The following is a 15,592-nucleotide window of genomic DNA, read 5'->3' as shown; positions in this document are numbered from 1 at the left end:
GCCCGTTGAAAGAGGCCGACACACACCATGAAGTGTCCGTTCTGCGGCGACCCGAATACCCAAGTCACCGACACACGCGAGAACGAAGACGGCGAGGTGGTCCGCCGCCGGCGCCGCTGCGCCCACTGCGACAAGCGCTTCACGACCTACGAGCGCATCGACCTCAAGATGCCGCACATCATCAAGCGCAACGGCATGCGCACCGAGTTCGACCACGACAAGCTCACGAGCAGCCTCAAGCTCGCGCTGCGCAAGCGGCCGGTCACGCTCGAGGCGCTCGAGTCGTCGGTCGACCGCATCGAGGCCAAGCTCCTGTCGCTGGGCGAAACCGAAGTCCCGAGCGAGAAGATCGGCGAACTGGTGATGAAGGAGCTGAAGAAGCTCGACAAGGTCGCCTACATCCGCTTCGCCTCCGTGTATCGCAATTTCGCCGACGTCGACGAATTCTCCGAAGTGATCCGCGAAGTGCAGACGCGCCCGAAGCGCGGGCGCAAGGACAATCCCGACCCTGAAGGCGCCGAGAATGACCTTTTCGGCAACTGACCACCGCGCAATGGCCCGCGCGCTGCGGCTCGCGGCACGCGGCCTGGAAACCACCACGCCCAACCCGCGCGTCGGCTGCGTACTGATGCGCGACGGCGAAGTCGTCGGCGAGGGCTGGCACCGGCGCGCTGGCGAGGCACACGCCGAAATCGATGCCCTCAACGCAGCCGGCGACGCTGCACGCGGGGCAACCGCCTATGTGACCCTGGAGCCCTGCGCCCACCACGGCCGTACGCCGCCCTGCGCCGAGGCACTGATCCGCGCCGGCATCACCCGCGTCGTCGCGGCGATGGAGGACCCCAACCCGCTCGTCGCCGGCCGCGGCCTCGCCATGCTGCGCGAGGCGGGCATCGCGGCGAGCAGCGGCCTGATGGCCGGCGAGGCACACGAACTCAACATCGGCTTCATCTCGCGCATGACACGCGGACGCCCGTGGCTGCGTCTCAAGGCGGCGAGCACGCTGGACGGCAAGACTGCGCTGAACAACGGCGTCAGCCAGTGGATCACCGGCGACGCGGCACGGCGCGACGGCCATCGCTGGCGCGCGCGCGCATGCGCCGTGCTCACCGGCATCGGCACGGTGCGCGGCGACGACCCGCAGCTCAACGTGCGCGCGGTGCCCTGCGAACGCCAGCCGCAGCGCGTCCTCGTCGACGCGCGCCTCGACGTGCCGCTCTCGGCCAAGCTGCTGCAGGATGGGCAGTGCCTCGTCGCCGCCGCAGTTGCGGACGAAGGCAAGATCGCCGCCCTTGCGGAACGCGGCGTCGAAGTCGTCGTGTTGCCCGATACCGCGGGCAAGGTCGACCTGCCGGCCCTGATGCTGGAACTCGGACGCCGCGGCTTCAACGAAGTCCACGCCGAAGCGGGCTTCAAGCTCAACGGCTCGTTGCTGCGGGAAGGCTGCGTCGACGAGCTCCTGCTCTACATGGCGCCCATGCTCGTGGGCGACTCCGCACAGGGGCTGTTCAACCTGCCGGAACTCGCCGCCCTCGACAAGGCCGTGCGGCTCGATCTGCGCGACGTGCGCCGCATCGGCGGCGACCTGCGGGTCATTGCCCGTCCGCTGGTGTCCTGACGGCCGCGGGACTCAGGCTTCGCCGCGACCGGCGCACACGGCGCAGCCGGGATCGCGCCCGAGCGTCACGCTGCGCCATTCCATGCCGAGACCGTCGAGCAACAGCAGCCGCCCATCCAGCGTCGTGCCGCAGCCGACCAGCAGCTTCAGCGCCTCGGCGGCCTGGGTCGCACCGATGATGCCGGTGAGCGGGGCGAACACCCCCATCACCGCGCAGCGGATCTCCTCCACCTCCTGCCCCTCGGGAAACAGACAGTGGTAGCACGGGCTCTCGGCCTGGCGCAGGTCGAAGACCGAGACCTGGCCGTCGAAGCGGATCGCTGCACCCGACACAAGCGGCTTGCGATGACGCACGCAGGCGCGGTTGATCGCATGGCGCGTGGCGAAATTGTCCGAACAGTCGAGCACCACGTCGGCGGCCGCCACCTGCGCCTCGAGGGCGCCCCCCTCCAGCCGCTCGGCCACGGTTTCGACCCGGGCGAACGGATTCAGGCGCAGCAGCGTATCGCGCCCCGATTCGACCTTCAGGCGCCCGACGCCCTCCGCGCTGTGCAGAATCTGACGCTGCAGGTTGGTGAGATCCACCGTATCGCCGTCGCACAGGACCAGCGTACCGACGCCCGCGGCGGCCAGATACATCGCCGCCGGCGAACCGAGGCCGCCCGCCCCGACAACGAGCACGCGCGCGGCAAGAATCGCCTCCTGGCCCTCGACACCGATTTCCGGGAGCAGGATGTGGCGGCTGTAGCGGAGAAGCTGATCGTCATTCATCGGAGCAAAGACCCACACGGTACCGGACGTCGCGCCGGCACATCAACGCCCGGTCGGACCGGGCTCACTTGTATTCGCGAAATTCCGGCGGGGTGTCGTCGTGGTCGCCGTGGAGGTGATGTTCGTACACCTTCACGTAGACCTCGTTCGACTTCTTGAGCAGTCGCTCGGGCGACTCGACGTTGTGCCGCTGCGTTTCCTCGCAGAAGTACACGACGGCGCGCGTCAGTTTCACGTAGAGCGAGTTGTCGAGGTGGAATCCCGCGTCGCGCAGCGCGTCCTCCAGCACCTCGAGCGAGAGCTCGAGCACCGAATAGGAAACGACGATGGAATGCAGGCGCTCGCCGTGGGGCGCCGCATGCAACCCCTTGAGCAGGCGCAGCGATCGCAGCGCCTGCTCCGCCTGGCGCGGCGGGCACTCGGAGAAGCGGATCTCCCGCTCCTTGAACAGCCCTGCCGCCACCACGGGATGCTCGTGATGGCGCCCGGCCAGTTTGTAGGCGGTTTCTCGGCGCATCCCAGCCTCCCCATCCAGTAGGCCTTATCGGCTCATTGTTTTTTATTCTGGACGATCTGCAGGCCTTTGAGAAGATTTACTGCCTGGCCGAGCTGATAGTCATCCTTGCCGGCAAACTCGAAACGGTGCGGCGATGCCGCCTCGTCGTCACCGCCCGGCGCCTTGCTCCCTTCACCGGCAGGCCGTTGCGCCTCCTTGAGCTTGCGTTCTGCGTCCGGATCCTTGTCGTTGCCCAGGTGTCCGTCGAGGTCCGCCTCGCGCAGGCGACGCGAGGAGCCATTGGCGCTTTCCTCCACGACGATATCCGGCTCGATGCCCTTGGCCTGGATCGAACGGCCGCTCGGCGTGTAGTAGCGCGCGGTCGTGAGCTTGATGGCGGTGCTGGCGTTGAGCGGCAGGATGGTCTGCACGGAACCCTTGCCGAAGGTCTGCGTGCCCATCACCACCGCGCGCTTGTGGTCCTGCAACGCGCCCGCGACGATCTCCGACGCCGACGCGGACCCTGCATTCACGAGCACCACCATCGGCAGCGTGCGCGCGCCCTGCGGCAGCGTCTTGAGGAAGTCCTCGCGTGTGCCGCGCAGGTAGTCCTCGGGGCTCGCGCGGTATTCGCGCTTCGCGTCCTCGGTGCGGCCGTCGGTGGACACCACCAGCGTATTGGTCGGCAGGAAGGCCGCGGCGACGCCAACAGCGCCGTGCAGCAGGCCGCCGGGGTCGTTGCGCAGGTCGAGGACCAAGCCCTTCAGCTCGTTGCCCTTCGCCAGCTTGCCGAGGTGCTCGACCACCGCCTGCGCGGTGTTCTCCTGGAACTGCGCGACGCGCAGGTAGCCATAGCCCGGCTCGACGACCTTGGACTTGACGCTCTGCACCTTGATCACCTCGCGGGTGATCTTCAGCACGACGGGCTTCTGCTCGCCCTTGCGCGCGATCGTCAGCGTGATGTCGGTCTTGGGCTTGCCGCGCATGCGCTTGACCGCGTCATTGAGGTTCATGCCCTTGACCGGCGTGTCGTCGAGCTTGACGATGAGGTCGCCCGACTTCACGCCGGCACGATAGGCCGGCGTGTCCTCGATCGGCGAGATCACCTTGACGAAGCCGTCTTCCATGCCGACCTCGATGCCCAGGCCGCCGAACTCGCCGTGCGTGCCAACTTGCAGTTCCTTGTAGGCTTCCGCGTCGAGATAGGCGGAGTGGGGGTCGAGCCCGCTCAGCATGCCGCTGATGGCGTGATTGATGAGCTTCTTGTCCTCGACGGGTTCGACGTAGCCCTGCTTGATCGCGTTGAACACGTCGGCGAATGCGCGCAACTCCTCCACCGGCAGCGGTGCCTGCGTGGCCTTATCGGCACTGGCGGAGAAATTGAGACTGATCAGCACGCCGGCCACCACGCCGGTCATCACCAATCCTGCTTTCTGAAGCTTGTTGCGCATGAGCACTCCATCGAGGAAACATCGCCCGGCCCACGCCGGAAAATCTAGTTGAACTGCACCCACTTCAGGGGATCGAGCGGCTGACCCCGATGGCGGATTTCAAAGTATAAACCCGATTCGCTACCACCTCCGCTGGCGCCCACGCTGGCAATCGCCTCGCCTCCGGCAATGTTGTCGCCGAGCTCCTTGAGCAGCGCATCGTTGTTGCCATAAATGGTCAGGTAGTCGCCGCCGTGGTCGACGATGATGAGGTTGCCGTACCCGCGCAGCCAGTCCGAGAAGACCACCTCACCGCCTGCCACGGCACGTACTTGCGAGCCCCCCCCCGCACGGATGAAGACGCCCCGCCACGTCGTTCCGCCTTCCGCCCTTGGAGCACCAAAGCGCCCCACGAGTTCTCCACGCACGGGAAATCTCATCTTGCCGCGCAACTGCGCAAAGCTCACGCCGGTAGGCGTCGGTCCGGCCGACTGGCGGATCTCGCCGACGACAGGCTCGGAGCGCGCAGCGCCCGGCCGGGTCTGCCGCTGCTGGGCGGCGTCGGCGTCGGCACCGCCCGCGGCGACCGCAGCACCGGAAGTCTGTGCGGCCGCGTCCCGGACAGTGTCGCTCCTCGCGGTCTGTTCCCGTGCCGCCTTTTCCCGCGCGGCCAGCTCACGCGCCGCCTGCTCGCGTACAGCCTTTGCCGCGGCGGCGGCGCGCGCCACTTCGCGCTCGGCGGCACGCCGCGCCAGCACCGCGACCAGGCGCCCGAGGCGCTCCTGATCCTGGCGCAGCGTCCGCTCCTCCTTGCGCTGGGAGCGCAACTGCTCCGCGAGGCCGGTCACGGCTTCCTTGCGCCGCGCCTGCACGGATTCGAGCTCCTTGCGCCGCGCCTGCTGTTCGGCCTCGAGCGAAACCAGTCTGTCCCGGCGCGCAATGATCGCCTCGCCCAGGCGGCTCTTTTCCTTGAGGTCAGAGCGCAGGGTGTCGATCAGTTCGAGGCGGGCCTTGCCGAGATGCTCGAGATAGTGCGCATCGCGTGCGAGCTGGTTCGGGTCGCGCGTCGACAGGAAGGGAGCGACGCCGCCAGCCGCGCCATGCACGTAATGCCGCCGCAGCCAGTCCGCAAGCTCGGACTGCCGGCCGACGATGCGTCCCTCGACCGCCTGCCGTTCCGCCTCCAGCACGGCGAGGTTCCGTTCCGCCGCTGCGCGGTTCGAGGCAAGCTGCTGCAGCGCGCGCTGCACCCGCGAAACGTCCCGCTCGGCCTCCGCGAGCTCCTCCGAGGCGCTCGAGCGCGATTCCTCGGTATCCGCGATCTCCTTCTGCAGCTCGCGGATGCGCTGGCGCACCTCCTCGAGGTCGGAGCGCTTCTGCGCGACGTCCGGGGCGTCGGTCCCGTGCGCGACGGTGCCCGCAAGGAGGGCGCACGCTGCCAGCGCAAGACGCAGGCTACGCAGTCGCGGAGTTTCCTTCATCGGCAATTGCAGTCTCAGCTCCTGGCCTTGCCCTGCGCAGCCACCGCGGCCAGCGCGTCGCGAATCGTGTCCTCGTCGGCCAGGTAGTAGCTCTTGATCGGACGCAGATTGGCGTCCAGCTCATACACCAGCGGCTGCGCCATCGGGACTTCCAGGCCGACGATATCCTCGTCCGGAACTTTGTCGAGATACTTGACGAGGGCACGCAGGCTGTTGCCGTGCGCGACGATCAGGATGCGGCGACCGGCCAGTATCTGCGGAACGATGACGGTTTCCCAGTACGGAGCCAACCGGACCACCGTGTCCTTCAGGCATTCGGTACGGGGAAACTGCGCACGCGGCAGCGACGCATAGCGCGGATCGTTCATCGTCAGGCGCTCATCGCCCTCGGCCAGCGCCGGCGTCGCAACATCGTACGCGCGCCGCCACGCCAGCACCTGATCCTCACCGAACCGGGCGACGGTCTCGGCCTTGTTCAGCCCCTGCAACGCACCATAGCTGCGATCGTTCAGGCGCCAGGAATGCTCGACCGGCAACCACAGCGCGTCGAGCTCCTCGAGCACGAGGTTGAGCGTCTTGTTGGCACGCTTGAGCACCGACGTGAAGGCGAGGTCGAAGCTGTAGCCTTCACGCCTGAGCAGCCGACCCGCGGCGCGCGCCTCCTCGACACCCGTCTCGGTGAGATCGACGTCGGTCCAGCCGGTGAAGCGGTTTTCCTTGTTCCAGGTCGATTCGCCGTGACGGAGCAGAACGATTCGGTACATGAGCGCTCAGAGGATGTGTTGGGAGCGAAAAGGGACGACGCCTCCTGACCGGCACGACGCCGACGCCCCGAAGGGTCTGGCTGAGCACGGAGGCACCGATGGCGCGCTATTACGGGCCGCGGTATTTTATACTACTCGCTTGATCTGCACTTCCCGCCATCGTGGACACCAAGACCATCATCGACCTCATCGACAAGCACGAGCACATCGAAACCGCTGCGCGCGCGCTCAAGGCCATCGCCCACCCGCTGCGCCTGAAGATCCTGTGCGTGCTGGGCGAGAACGAAGTGTGCGTCCAGGACATCGTCGAGGCGGTCGGCACCTCGCAAAGCAACATCTCGCAGCATCTCGCGATCCTGCGCGACAAGGCCGTTCTGCAGACCCGCAAGGATGCCAACCGCGTCTATTACCGCATCTGCGACCAACGCACCCTGCAACTCATCGCGCTGATGCGCGAAGTGTTCTGCAACGACCAGCCCGGCCGGAAGTGACAGCCGGGCGGGCGGCGCCACGCCCGCCACACGACAAGAAGACAAGACGGAGTAAACCTACGTGGAATTCCTGCAGCAAAACTGGTACTGGGCCGCGCTCGCGGCAGCAAGCGGCGCATGGCTGCTGTTCGACCTGGCGCGCAGCCAGGGCGACAAGTCGCAGCTTTCGCCCGTCGAGGCGACCCTTCTGATCAACCGCGAGGATGCCCAGCTCGTCGACGTGCGCGACCAGGGCGAATTCGTCGGTGGCCACATCCCCAACGCGCGCCACATCCCGCTCGGCGAGCTCGAACGCCGCAGCAGCGAGCTGGAAAAGTTCAAGGACCGCCCCATCATCCTTTGCTGCGCAACGGGAAACCGGTCCGCGACCGCGGCCACCACTCTGAGAAAGGCCGGCTTCGAAAAGCTCTTCAACCTGCGCGGCGGCATCGTCGAATGGGAGAAGGCGGGTCAGCCGCTCAGCCGCAAGAGGAAATGACGATGCAAGCGAAGATCCGGATGTACGCGACGGCGGTGTGCCCCTACTGCGTGCGCGCCGAGCAGCTGCTGCGGCGCAAGGGCGTGCAGGACATCGAGAAGATCCGCGTCGACCAGGATCCCGCCCGCCGCGACGAAATGATCGGCCTCACCGGGCGTCGCACCGTGCCCCAGATCTTCATCGGCGACACGCACGTCGGCGGCTGCGACGACCTCTACGAACTCGAACACCAGGGCAAGCTCGACACGCTGCTGCAGCAGGCCTGAGCCCCCTCCCCTCCCTTTCACCATTTCAATACTCCCAGGCACCCTCATGTCCGAAAACGCCCAAGCCCCCGTCTTCTCGATCGAAAAACTCTACGTGAAGGATCTGTCGCTGGAAGTGCCCGGCGCCCCGCGCATCTTCCTCGAGCGCGAGAATCCGCAGATCAACGTGCAGCTGCGCACCGAGGCGAGCGGCGTCGACGAGGGCGTCTACGAAGTCACCCTGACGGTCACCGTCTCGGCCAAGCTCGCCGACGAACGCACCGTGTTCCTCGTCGAGGTTGCCCAGGGCGGCATCTTCCAGATTCGCAACATTCCCGAAGGCGACCTCGAACCGGTGACGATGATCGGCTGCCCGAACATCCTCTTCCCGTATGCGCGCGAGGCAATCTCGGACGCGATCACGCGCGCCGGCTTCCAACCCGTGGTGCTGGCCCCGGTCAATTTCGAGGCTCTGTACCAGGCGCAGCAGCAGCAATCCGAAGCCCGCGAGTCGGGCGAACTGCCGATCCAGTAATTCCGATGCACACCCAGCTCCGCTGCATCGCGCTCGCCGCCGCCCTCGTCCTGCCGGCGGCGGGTGCGCACGCCATCGAATACCGCTCGGTTGCGGAACCGGCCATCCTGTACGACTCGCCGTCGGACAAGGGCAAGCGGCTGTTCATCATTGCGCCCGGCACACCGCTCGAAGTGGTCGTAAGCCTCGACAAGTGGGCCAAGGTGCGCGATGCGGGCGGCTCGATCAACTGGATCGAGCGCCGGACCCTGTCGGACAAGCGCACGGTGATGGTGACGAGCGCCCGCGCCGTGGCACGGCAGCGCCCGGCAACCGATGCGCCGGTCGCGTTCGAGAGCGCGAAGGACGTGGTCCTCGAGGTCACCGGAAACGCGAACGAGGGCTGGCTCCCCGTGCGCCACAAGGACGGCGCGAATGGCTTCGTCCGGGTGACCGAGGTCTGGGGGCTTTGAGCCCGATCCGCATCGCCGTGTTCGGCTCCGGCGCATGGGGGACTGCGCTGGCGCTTGCCTTCTCCGCGCAGCATCGCGTGATCCTGTGGGGGCGCGACGCCGACCACGTCGCCACGCTCGCCGCCGAGCGCGTCAACGCCCGTTACCTTCCGGACGTGCCGCTACCGCAGGCGCTCGAACTGACAGCGGATTTCGAGGCCGCGGCACGCGACGCCGACCTTCATCTGGTCGTCACGCCGCTTGCCGGATTGCGCCAGACCACACGCCGCCTGCATGACATCCAGGCGCAGACGCCGCTGATCTGGGCGTGCAAGGGACTGGAAGCGGGCAGCGGGCGCCTGCCGCACGAGATCGTCGCCGCAGAACTCGGCGCAGACGCGCCCTGCGGCGTCCTGACCGGCCCCAGCTTCGCCGCGGAAGTCGCCCGCGGCATGCCGACGGCGGTTACGCTGGCGTCGGCGGACATCGATTTCGCCCGGGAGTGGGTGTACCAGCTGCACCAACCGCGGCTGCGCATGTACGCCAACAGCGACGTCGTCGGCGCCGAGATCGGCGGCGCGATCAAGAACGTGCTCGCGATCGCCGCCGGGGTTTCCGACGGGATGGGCTTCGGCCTCAACGCGCGCGCGGCACTCATCACGCGCGGGCTCGCGGAGATCGCGCGCCTGGCCACGGCACTCGGCGGCCGCGCCGACACGCTGATGGGCCTGGCAGGCATGGGCGACCTTATCCTGACCTGCACAGGCGACCTGTCGCGCAACCGCCGCGTCGGACTCGCGCTCGCGCAGGGCAAGACCCTCCCCGAGATCCTGCAGGAACTGGGACATGTCGCCGAAGGCGTGTCCACCGCGCGCGAGGTCGCAAGCCTCGCCGCCCGTCGCGGCGTCGACATGCCCCTGTGCGCCGCCGTCGACGAGCTGCTCCACGGCAACCGCCTGGGGCCACGTGAAGTCGTCGAGCAGCTGCTGTCGCGCGAACCGCGCCAGGAATAGGCCGCAGCTTAGCGGCGGGACCGACCCGCCCATAGCCGACCGCCGGCGGCGGCCCCTTTCTTCCCTACTGCGCGGCGCCGGCGAATCCCAGCTGCCGCCACGCCTCGAACACGACGACGGCCACGGCGTTCGACAGGTTCACGCTGCGATTCGACGGACACATCGGGATGCGCAGCGTGCTCCCCTGCGGCAGCTTCGCCAGCACGTCCGCGGGCAGGCCGCTGGTTTCCCGCCCGAACAGCAGCACGTCGCCTTCGCGGTATTCGACTTTGTCGTAACGCTGCTCCCCTTTCGTGCTCAGCGCGAACATGCGCCGCCCGGCCAGGGCGCGGCAGCATGCGTCGAAATCGTCGTGCACGCTGACGCTCGCGAGATCGTGGTAATCGAGACCCGCACGCGCGAGTTGCCGGTCGGAGAGATCGAAACCGAGCGGACGGACCAGATGCAGATGGGCGCCCGTATTGGCTGCGAGACGGATGGAATTGCCCGTATTGGGCGGGATTTCGGGTTGGTAGAGAACGATGTCGAGCATGTCAGACCGGCGATGGAGTACGCGCAACGACCCGGTTCACTACGCGGGCTGCGCCGTGCGATTTTAACGTGCGCGCGAGCTCGTCGAGCGTCGCGCCGGTGGTCATAACGTCATCGACGACCACGACGGTCCTGCCGTCGAACGAGCTATGGCAACGGAAGGCGCCGCGCATATTGCGGCGCCGTTCGAGCCACGGCAGCGAGGCCTGCGGCGCCGTGTCGCGGACGCGCTCGACAGCGGCCGTTTCGAACGGCAGCCCCCAGGCACGGGCGAGCGGCCGCGCGATCTCCGCCGCCTGGTTGAAGCCGCGCTCGCGCAGGCGGCCGGGGTGGAGCGGCATCGGCACCACGACCGCCGGCCCTTGCGGCGGCGTGAACGGCTCCAGCAGGCCGGAGAGGAAGCGCGTCAGCGCCAGCCTCCGTCCGTATTTCAGCGCTTGGACGAGGCGGTCGACCGGGAACACGTAGGGCAAGGCGGCGATGGTTGCATCGAAAGCGGGCTGCGCGCGCTGGCAACTGCCGCAGATCAGGTCTTCGCCGGACGGGATCGCACACACCGGGCACACCGTCGCCAGCCGTGGCAGGCTCGCGCGGCACGCCCCGCAAACCAGCGCGGAGCCAGCCCCCTGGCCGCACACAAAGCACTCGTTCGGCATGAGCCTGGAAGCGAGGATTCGCGCCATCGCCTCCATACGGTGAAGTACGTTTGACAAGTTTTCGCCGAATGAACGAATATGGGAAGCTTCGCATTACATCCCGGAACTGCTTTCATGACAATGACTTCCGCGTGCCGCAACCTCGACACCCAGTCCGCCGCCAACACCGCCGCCCGCAAGCAATGGAGCGTCGCTGAGGCCGAAGCATTGTTCGAACTGCCGTTCATGGATCTTGTTTTCCGCGCCCAGCAGGTACACCGCGAGAACTTCGACGCCAATGCCGTGCAGCGCTCGACGCTGCTTTCGATCAAGACCGGCGGCTGTTCCGAGGATTGCAGCTACTGCTCGCAGTCGGCCCGCTACAAGACGGGCCTCGACCGCCAGCAGCTGATGGCGGTCGCCGAGGTCGTCGAGAAGGCCAAGGCAGCGAAGGCCAAGGGGTCCAGCCGCTTCTGCATGGGCGCCGCGTGGAAGGGCCCGAAGGAGCGCGAACTGGAGACCGTCCTCGCGATGGTGCGCGAAGTGAAGGCGCTGGGCATGGAAACCTGCGTCACCCTGGGCATGCTCAAGGGCGACCAGGCGCAGCAGCTCAAGGACGCCGGCCTCGACTACTACAACCACAACGTCGACACCGCGCCCGAGTACTACGAGAAGGTGATCACGACGCACACCCTCGCCGACCGTCTCGACACCATCGACCAGGTGCGCAATGCCGGCATCAATGTGTGCTCGGGCGGCATCATCGGCATGGGCGAAGGCCGCAGCGGCCGCGCCGGCCTGCTCGCGCAGCTCGCGAACATGGATCGTCCGCCGGAGTCGGTGCCGATCAACAACCTCGTCGCGATCCCCGGCACCCCGCTCGCCGAAGCCGAGAAGCTCGATCCCTTCGAATTCGTGCGCACGATTGCCGCGGCGCGCATCATGATGCCGACCAGCTTCGTGCGCCTGTCCGCAGGCCGCGAGCAGATGAGCGACGAGATGCAGGCCCTGTGCTTCATGGCCGGTGCGAACTCGATCTTCTACGGCGAACGCCTGCTGACGACCGACAACCCCGAAGCCGACCGCGACGAGAAGCTGTTCGCGCGCCTCGGCATTCGTCCGATCTGAGCGCTTCGCAAGGAATGGCCGGCGACGCCGACTTCGCACTCGACCGCAAACTCCTGATCCGGCGCTTCGGGCGCGCGGCGGCAAGCTGCGACGAGGTCGCCGTGCTCGGACGCGAAGTCGCGCGGCGCATGGACGAGCGGCTCGACTACATCCGCCTCGAACCGAAGCGCATCCTCGACCTGGGTTGCGGCACCGGCGCCGACCTCGATACGCTCGTGCGGCGCTTCCCAGCGGCACAACGGCGTCGGCGCAGACTTCGCGCTGCCGATGCTCACCCGCGCGCGCGGCGCGCGCGGCCTGCTCGAGCGCCTGCGCGCACTGGGAAAACCCCAGGGCCCGGCGCTCGCCTGCGCCGACGCAGCGAACCTGCCCTTCGCGCGCGCCAGCATGTCGCTGGTATGGTCCAACCTCATGCTCAACTGGCTCGCCGACCCGCTTCCCGCGCTGCGCGAAGTTCATCGCGTGCTGGAAGTGGACGGCATGCTGATGTTCTCGACGCTGGGCCCGGACACGCTGCGCGAGCTGCGCGCCGCACTGCCCGCCGCGCAGGGCGAGCGCGTGCACCGCTTCATCGACATGCATGACCTGGGCGACGCCCTGGTGCAGGCCGGCTTTTCCGACCCGGTCATGGACATGGAAGTGCTGACGCTGACCTACGCGGACGTCGACGAACTGCTGCGCGACCTGCGCCTGTCGGGCTGCGCCAACGCGAGCGTCGCCCGCCCGCGCGGCCTGTCGGGGAAAGGCGGCTGGGAGGCCGCCCGGCAGACTCTCGAGGCGCTGCGGCGGGATGATCGCCTGCCCGCAACCTTCGAAGTCGTGCAGGGCCATGCGTGGAAGGCCCAGCCCAAGACGACCGAGGACGGCCGCGCCATCGTCCGTTTCCAGCCGCGCCCCGGCAGGGGCTGAGACAGACGTGAGCAGACCGTGCGCGGGGCCGGTGTGGCTCTTCGACCTGGATAACACGCTGCACAACGCCAGCGCGCACATCTTCCCGCACATCAACCTGAGCATGACGGCCTACCTCGTGCGGCACCTCGCGCTGAGCGACGAGGACGCCAACGCACTGCGGGTGCGCTACTGGCGGCGCTACGGCGCGACGCTGACCGGCCTCATGCGCCATCACGGCGTCGATCCGCACCACTTCCTGGCGGAGACGCACCGCTTCGAACGGCTGCACGCGATGATGGTCTTCGACCGCGCGCTCGGTGCGCTGCTGCGCCGCCTGCCCGGGCGCAAGATCGTGTTCTCGAACGGACCGCAGCGCTATGCCGGCGCCGTGCTCGAAGCGATGGGGATCCGCCGTCATTTCGACGCGGTCTATGGCATCGAGCAGATGCGCTTCCACCCGAAACCGCAGGCGCGCGCCTTCCGCCACCTGCTGCACGATCTGCAGCTGCGGCCGCAGTGCTGCATTCTGGTCGAGGATTCAGCCGAGAACCTGCGCACCGCCCGCCGGCTGGGCATGAAGACGGTGCTGGTCGGCCGCGAAATGAAAAGGCCGGCCTATGTGGACGTCAGGATCACTTCGATTCTCGATCTGCGCCGCGCGGCCGGCCGCCTGCTGCCCCGGTAGGGATACCGGGGCCGGACACACCCCGCCTCAGCCGGCGGCCTTCAGCCAGCGCGCCGCATCGAGCGCGAAGTAGGTCAGGATGCCGTCCGCACCGGCGCGCTTGAACGACAGCAGCGCTTCCAGCACGCACGCCTCTTCCGCCAGCCAGCCATTGGCGATGGCCGCCTTGAGCATCGCGTACTCGCCGCTCACCTGGTAGGCGTAGGTCGGCACCTGCAGTTCGGTCTTCACGCGGCGCACGATGTCGAGGTAGGGCATGCCGGGCTTGACCATGAACATGTCGGCCCCCTCGGCGATGTCGAGCGCGACCTCGCGGATCGCCTCGTCGGTGTTCGCCGGGTCCATCTGGTAGGTGTACTTGTTGCCCTTGCCGAGATTGCCGGCCGAACCCACCGCGTCGCGGAAGGGGCCGTAGAAGCTCGACGCGTACTTCGCCGAATACGCGAGGATGCGCGTGTAGATGCGATTGTCGCTGTCGAGCTCGGCGCGGATGCGTGCGATGCGTCCATCCATCATGTCCGACGGCGCGACCACGTCGGCGCCCGCCTGCGCATGGCACAGCGCCTGTTTCGCGAGCGCCTCGAGCGTTTCGTCGTTGAGCACGTAGCCGCACGGGTCATCCGGATCGATCAGGCCGTCCTGGCCGTGGCTGGTGTAGGGATCGAGCGCGACGTCGGTGATCACGCCGAGCTCCGGGAAGCGCGCCTTCAGCGCCTGCACGACGCGCGGCACCAGTCCGTCCGGGTTCCACGCCTCTTCGGCGCCCTCGGTCTTGCCGGCGGCTTCGATCACCGGAAAGAGGGCCAGCGCGGGAACGCCCAGCGACACCGCCTCCTCGGCAACGCGCAGCAGGTTGTCGAGCGACACGCGCGTCACGCCCGGCATCGACGGCACGGCCTGCGTGACGTTGTTGCCCTCGAGCACGAACACGGGGTAGATCAGGTCGTCGGCCGACAGGTGCGATTCGCGCATCAGGCGGCGGGAGAACTCGTCGCGGCGCATCCGCCGCATGCGGGTCGCAGGAAAGATTCCGGTGGGACGCATGTTCGATCCAGCTCCAGTTCAGTTAATCGACATGAAATATAAGGTAACGAATTCGGGTGGGAACTTCTTCAAAGTGCATTTACTCTGAAGTTTCGGATGGTGACGAGCCGTCCCCCGCTTCACCTCCCTGAGCGGGTGCCTTAATCCCATTAAGGCGTTTGACCCCGGGCTTTATCCCCTTTGGCCCGGGGTCTTTTATTTTCCGGCGCCACCCAGACGCGCCGTGGCCGGAATCGCAGGCAACTCTTCCGTCGGCAGATTCAGCCAGCCCGCCACGGTGTGCTCGACCTCTTCCGCCCCGACCTTCTTCAGGCTCGAGAACAACTGGGCCGTGATCTGCGATCCCAGCGGGACCAGTTCGCGGCGCACCGCGGCCAGCGTGGCCGCCGCCTCGTTGCGCGTGAGCTTGTCGGCCTTAGTCAGCAGCACGTGAATCGGCCGCCCGCTCGGCAGGAACCAGTCGATCATCTGGCGATCCAGCGGCGTCAGCGGATGGCGGGAATCCATGATCAGCACGAGCCCGACGAGGCTCTCGCGCTGACGCAGGTAGTTTTCCAGCAGGCCCACCCACTGCCGACGGATCGCCTCGGGCACCTTGGCGTAGCCGTAGCCGGGAAGGTCGACCAGCACCGCCCCGCAATCGAGGCGGAAGAAGTTGATCAGCTGCGTGCGCCCGGGCGTCTTCGACACATATGCGAGGCGCGTATGGTCGGCAATCGTATTGATGGCACTCGACTTGCCGGCGTTCGAACGGCCGGCAAAAGCGATCTCGGGCCCGTCCGGAACCGGCAGATCGCCCGATTTTGCAATGGAAATCTCGAATTTTGCGTTGCGGAAGAGGGACATCGGGAGGGAGGGGAAAACGCAGATGGTTATGCCGGACAGCCCACATTGCATCGCGCAAATCCGGCCAGCTGTTATAGAA

At 67.3% G+C, this 15,592-nt stretch carries 19 protein-coding genes and 1 pseudogene; 11 read left to right on the top strand and 9 right to left on the bottom strand.

Going from position 1 to position 15,592, the window contains the following annotated elements:
• Positions 1-27: 27 nt before the first annotated feature.
• Together nrdR and ribD are read left to right on the top strand one after the other, a co-directional pair.
• Complete coding sequence (nrdR, locus tag AzCIB_RS04395; RefSeq protein ID WP_050414772.1) at positions 28-543, top strand: transcriptional regulator NrdR; 516 nt, start codon at positions 28-30, stop codon at positions 541-543.
• A complete protein-coding gene (gene ribD, locus AzCIB_RS04390) occupies positions 524-1,618 on the top strand; it encodes a bifunctional diaminohydroxyphosphoribosylaminopyrimidine deaminase/5-amino-6-(5-phosphoribosylamino)uracil reductase RibD (RefSeq protein ID WP_050414771.1) in 1,095 nt (364 codons plus the stop codon). The genes nrdR and ribD overlap by 20 nt, the downstream gene beginning before the upstream one ends.
• A 12-nt stretch (positions 1,619-1,630) precedes the next feature.
• Here ribD and AzCIB_RS04385 read toward each other — a convergent pair whose 3' ends face one another.
• The 5 genes from AzCIB_RS04385 to gpmA all read right to left on the bottom strand — a co-directional run bounded on the left by AzCIB_RS04385 (position 1,631) and on the right by gpmA (position 6,560).
• On the bottom strand, positions 1,631-2,389 hold the full coding sequence (locus AzCIB_RS04385) for a HesA/MoeB/ThiF family protein (RefSeq protein ID WP_050414770.1): 759 nt from the start codon (positions 2,387-2,389) through the stop codon (positions 1,631-1,633).
• 64 nt (positions 2,390-2,453) lie between these two features.
• Positions 2,454-2,906 carry a hypothetical protein gene (locus AzCIB_RS04380; protein ID WP_050414769.1) on the bottom strand — a complete coding sequence of 151 codons (453 nt, stop codon included), beginning with the start codon at positions 2,904-2,906 and terminating at the stop codon, positions 2,454-2,456.
• A gap of 32 nt (positions 2,907-2,938) precedes the next feature.
• Positions 2,939-4,336, bottom strand: a complete 1,398-nt coding sequence (locus AzCIB_RS04375) for a S41 family peptidase (protein WP_050414768.1) — start codon at positions 4,334-4,336, stop codon at positions 2,939-2,941.
• Positions 4,337-4,380: 44 nt separating this feature from the next.
• Complete coding sequence (locus tag AzCIB_RS04370) at positions 4,381-5,796, bottom strand: murein hydrolase activator EnvC family protein (RefSeq protein ID WP_050414767.1); 1,416 nt, start codon at positions 5,794-5,796, stop codon at positions 4,381-4,383.
• Positions 5,797-5,810: 14 nt separating this feature from the next.
• Positions 5,811-6,560 carry a 2,3-diphosphoglycerate-dependent phosphoglycerate mutase gene (gpmA, locus tag AzCIB_RS04365; protein WP_050414766.1) on the bottom strand — a complete coding sequence of 250 codons (750 nt, stop codon included), beginning with the start codon at positions 6,558-6,560 and terminating at the stop codon, positions 5,811-5,813.
• A 161-nt stretch (positions 6,561-6,721) separates the two neighbouring features.
• On the opposite strand from gpmA, the gene AzCIB_RS04360 reads away from it, so the two are divergent.
• The 6 genes from AzCIB_RS04360 (at position 6,722) to AzCIB_RS04335 (ending at position 9,753) form a co-directional block, all read left to right on the top strand.
• Complete coding sequence (locus AzCIB_RS04360) at positions 6,722-7,051, top strand: ArsR/SmtB family transcription factor (protein ID WP_050414765.1); 330 nt, start codon at positions 6,722-6,724, stop codon at positions 7,049-7,051.
• A gap of 61 nt (positions 7,052-7,112) precedes the next feature.
• Entirely contained in the window at positions 7,113-7,529 is a 417-nt protein-coding gene (locus tag AzCIB_RS04355; RefSeq protein ID WP_050414764.1) for a rhodanese-like domain-containing protein, read from the top strand.
• Positions 7,530-7,531: 2 nt separating this feature from the next.
• Complete coding sequence (gene grxC, locus AzCIB_RS04350; protein WP_050414763.1) at positions 7,532-7,795, top strand: glutaredoxin 3; 264 nt, start codon at positions 7,532-7,534, stop codon at positions 7,793-7,795.
• 46 nt (positions 7,796-7,841) lie between these two features.
• Positions 7,842-8,309, top strand: a complete 468-nt coding sequence (gene secB, locus AzCIB_RS04345) for a protein-export chaperone SecB (protein ID WP_050414762.1) — start codon at positions 7,842-7,844, stop codon at positions 8,307-8,309.
• A 5-nt stretch (positions 8,310-8,314) separates the two neighbouring features.
• Positions 8,315-8,761 carry an SH3 domain-containing protein gene (locus tag AzCIB_RS04340; protein ID WP_050414761.1) on the top strand — a complete coding sequence of 149 codons (447 nt, stop codon included), beginning with the start codon at positions 8,315-8,317 and terminating at the stop codon, positions 8,759-8,761.
• Positions 8,758-9,753, top strand: coding sequence for an NAD(P)H-dependent glycerol-3-phosphate dehydrogenase (locus AzCIB_RS04335; RefSeq protein WP_050414760.1), 996 nt, complete (start codon positions 8,758-8,760; stop codon positions 9,751-9,753). The genes AzCIB_RS04340 and AzCIB_RS04335 overlap by 4 nt, the downstream gene beginning before the upstream one ends.
• A 64-nt stretch (positions 9,754-9,817) precedes the next feature.
• Here AzCIB_RS04335 and AzCIB_RS04330 read toward each other — a convergent pair whose 3' ends face one another.
• Positions 9,818-10,285, bottom strand: a complete 468-nt coding sequence (locus AzCIB_RS04330) for a tRNA (cytidine(34)-2'-O)-methyltransferase (protein ID WP_050414759.1) — start codon at positions 10,283-10,285, stop codon at positions 9,818-9,820.
• Between the two features lies 1 nt (position 10,286).
• Positions 10,287-10,997: a ComF family protein gene (locus AzCIB_RS04325; protein WP_353611533.1), complete on the bottom strand. Its 711-nt coding sequence runs from the start codon at positions 10,995-10,997 to the stop codon at positions 10,287-10,289.
• 57 nt (positions 10,998-11,054) lie between these two features.
• On the opposite strand from AzCIB_RS04325, the gene bioB reads away from it, so the two are divergent.
• From bioB to AzCIB_RS04310, 3 genes and pseudogenes are all read left to right on the top strand, one after another.
• A complete protein-coding gene (gene bioB, locus AzCIB_RS04320; RefSeq protein WP_050414756.1) occupies positions 11,055-12,047 on the top strand; it encodes a biotin synthase BioB in 993 nt (330 codons plus the stop codon).
• A 14-nt stretch (positions 12,048-12,061) separates the two neighbouring features.
• Positions 12,062-12,956: pseudogene (locus tag AzCIB_RS04315) on the top strand (methyltransferase domain-containing protein).
• A gap of 7 nt (positions 12,957-12,963) precedes the next feature.
• Entirely contained in the window at positions 12,964-13,623 is a 660-nt protein-coding gene (locus tag AzCIB_RS04310) for a pyrimidine 5'-nucleotidase (RefSeq protein WP_050414755.1), read from the top strand.
• A gap of 27 nt (positions 13,624-13,650) precedes the next feature.
• On the opposite strand, the gene hemB is transcribed toward AzCIB_RS04310, so the two are convergent.
• Both hemB and yihA read right to left on the bottom strand, forming a co-directional pair.
• Positions 13,651-14,667: a porphobilinogen synthase gene (hemB, locus tag AzCIB_RS04305; protein ID WP_050414754.1), complete on the bottom strand. Its 1,017-nt coding sequence runs from the start codon at positions 14,665-14,667 to the stop codon at positions 13,651-13,653.
• Between the two features lie 195 nt (positions 14,668-14,862).
• Entirely contained in the window at positions 14,863-15,513 is a 651-nt protein-coding gene (gene yihA, locus AzCIB_RS04300) for a ribosome biogenesis GTP-binding protein YihA/YsxC (protein ID WP_050414753.1), read from the bottom strand.
• Positions 15,514-15,592: the final 79 nt, after the last annotated feature.

This window comes from Azoarcus sp. CIB, assembly GCF_001190925.1.
In the GTDB taxonomy this organism is placed as follows: domain Bacteria; phylum Pseudomonadota; class Gammaproteobacteria; order Burkholderiales; family Rhodocyclaceae; genus Aromatoleum.
This window is presented reverse-complemented; position numbering and strand designations above follow the sequence as displayed.